Source organism: Blautia sp. CGZ-1-C1 (genome assembly GCF_056504575.1).
On record NZ_JBWLUT010000062.1, the window covers coordinates 1 to 2,630 of the forward strand.

At 41.3% G+C, this 2,630-nt stretch carries 3 protein-coding genes and 1 riboswitch; all 3 genes read left to right on the top strand.

Features of this window, described 5'->3' with window-relative positions:
- Positions 1-91 precede the first annotated feature (91 nt).
- Positions 92-136: riboswitch (PreQ1 riboswitch) on the top strand.
- A 112-nt stretch (positions 137-248) separates the two neighbouring features.
- From AC058W_RS04605 to AC058W_RS04615, 3 genes are read left to right on the top strand one after another with little or no spacing between them, the layout of a single operon-like run.
- Positions 249-1,238: a nucleoside hydrolase gene (locus tag AC058W_RS04605; protein ID WP_055058334.1), complete on the top strand. Its 990-nt coding sequence runs from the start codon at positions 249-251 to the stop codon at positions 1,236-1,238.
- Positions 1,235-1,792, top strand: coding sequence for an ECF transporter S component (locus tag AC058W_RS04610; protein ID WP_008706068.1), 558 nt, complete (start codon positions 1,235-1,237; stop codon positions 1,790-1,792). The genes AC058W_RS04605 and AC058W_RS04610 overlap by 4 nt, the downstream gene beginning before the upstream one ends.
- Positions 1,792-2,442, top strand: a complete 651-nt coding sequence (locus AC058W_RS04615; protein ID WP_117677275.1) for an SDR family NAD(P)-dependent oxidoreductase — start codon at positions 1,792-1,794, stop codon at positions 2,440-2,442. Before AC058W_RS04610 ends, AC058W_RS04615 begins: the two co-directional genes overlap by 1 nt.
- The last annotated feature ends 188 nt before the right edge of the window (positions 2,443-2,630 follow it).

Consider the following 2,630-nt stretch of genomic DNA (forward strand, 5'->3'; position numbering starts at 1 on the left):
ACGAGATTTCTGCTCTTAGAATATGCTGCAAATCTCAAATGGTGTATGCGCTAACTGTTGTCATGCATGGAAATATGTGTTAAAATAACCAACGAAACTGGTTCGAAACCCTCCCAGTATAAAAAACTAGGCAAAGTAAAAAATATTGCGGTCGTTTATGAGTTGTCATAAGCGGTCTGTTTGCTGATGCTTTTGTTTATTGAGGGATAAACAAAAGTATTTTTTTTGCTTTGACAGAAAGGAATTAAATGAAAAAAAGAAAAGTAATTATTGATTGTGATCCGGGGATTGATGACAGTCTTGCGATTATGCTTGCACTGAAATCACCGGAAATCGAAGTGATCGGAATCACCATTGTGTGTGGAAATTCACCGGTGGAGATGGGATTTGGAAATGCAAAGAAAATCCTGAAGCAGATGAACCGTCTGGACGTTCCTGTATACATTGGGGAAAGTACTCCCTTAAGGCGGGATTATGTGAATGCTCTGGACACTCACGGAGAAGACGGGCTTGGCGAAAGCTTTCTGCCTGAAGTAACCGGTTATCAGCAGCAGATCAGTGCTGTGGATTTTCTTGCTGATGTGCTGAAAAAAGAGAAAGTATCCATAATCGAACTGGCACCTATGACCAATCTTGCCAGACTGATCCAGAAGGATAAAGAAGCATTTTCTTGTATTGAGGAAATTGTTTCCATGGGCGGCAGCTTTAAAAGTCATGGAAACTGTTCACCTGTTGCAGAATACAATTACTGGTGTGACCCGGACGGCGCTTCCCTGGTGTATGAGACACTCCATCAGAATGGTCAGAAAATCCATATGGTCGGGTTGGATGTGACGAGAAAGATTGTGCTCACGCCTGATCTGTTGGAGTATATGTGCCGTCTGAACAAAGAAACAGGAGAATTTGTAAAGAAGATTACGAAATTCTATTTTGATTTCCACTGGGAATGGGAGCATATCATTGGCTGTGTGATCAATGATCCCCTGGCAGTGGCATATTTTATCAATCCGGAACTCTGCAAAGGTTTTGATTCCTATGTACAGATTGAAACAGAGGGGATTTCTCTTGGACAGTCTGTTGTGGATTCTATGAATTTCTATCGGAAAGCATCAAATGCAAGGGTGCTGACTGAGGTAGATGTGTATGGATTCTTTCAGATGTTTCTTTCAAGGATCCTTGATCAGAAACCGGAAGAACTGGATATTTTACAAGATTTAATACGAGGAGATTTAAAATGAAAACTGAAAAAATAAGTGTACAGAAAATCTGTATGATCGCTTTTGCTATCTGCATTAATTTTGTGGGAGGACAGATTGCTTTATTTCTGAAGCTTCCTATTTATCTGGACAGTATTGGAACAGTATTTGTGGCTGCTGTCCTGGGACCCTTTTATGGAATGCTGCCTAATCTGCTCAGCGGCCTGCTGATGGGAATGACTGTAGATATTTATTCCCTGTATTACGCTCCGGTAGGAATTCTTCTTGGTTTTGTGACAGGTCTTGTGTACAGAAAATTCCAGCCGAAAAAGTGGCAGATATTTCCGGCTGCTCTTGTGATTACACTTCCATCTACCATAATCAGTTCCTGTATTACGGCGTTTTTATTTGGAGGAATCACTTCCTCTGGATCCACTGTTCTTGTGCAGCTTCTGGCAAAAACACCTCTTGGAATGGTAGGGAGCTGTTTTGTGGTTCAGTTTATCACGGACTACATTGACAGGGTTCTGTGTATTGCAGTAGCAGCAGTTCTTATTACAGCGCTGCGTAAAAGCATGAAGGAGAATTTTGCCTGATGAAAGTTCTGATCACAGGCACAGCATCCGGAATTGGGAAAGGCTGTGCAGAATTTTTTCTGAAAGAAAATCATGAAGTCTATGGATTTGATAAAAATCTATCCACGATCCAACATCCGAAATATACTCATTTCTGTCTGGATATCAGAGACAAAGGCTCTTATCCGGAAATCGGACCGGTAGATATTCTGATCAATAACGCAGGGGTTCAGAATGGAGATGATATTGATGTAAATCTGAAGGGAACGATTTCTGTTACAGAACATTACGGCATTCATCCCAATATTTATTCTGTTATTATGATCGGATCAGCAAGCGGACATACAGGGTCTGAATTTCCGGAATATGCGGCAAGTAAAGGAGGAGTCCTTTCCTATGCGAAAAACGTGGCCATGAGGATAGCTCCTTATCAGGCCACATGCAACAGTCTGGATTTCGGCGGGGTTATGACTGAACTGAACCGACCGGTGATGGAGGATGAAAAGCTCTGGGATCAGATCATGGAGCTTACACCTCTGAAACGGTGGATGTCTGTGGAAGAGGCAGCAGAGTGGATTTACTTTATGGCGGTAAAAAACCGCTTCTGTACAGGCCAGAACATTCTCATTGACGGTCTGGAGGCCGGAAACTGTAATTTTATCTGGCCATAGAGTGAAGGTTAAAAATCGTGTTTTGAGAAATCATTTCTGGAATCTGCTGTTATTTTGTGCCCGAATATGATAAAATGAGAAAATAGTGATAAAGATATTTCAAAGATAAAGAAAGTATTTAACTGGAGGCGCAAAAATATGGATATCAAAGAACAGATTCATGGATTAACAGAGGAGATGCTTACCAA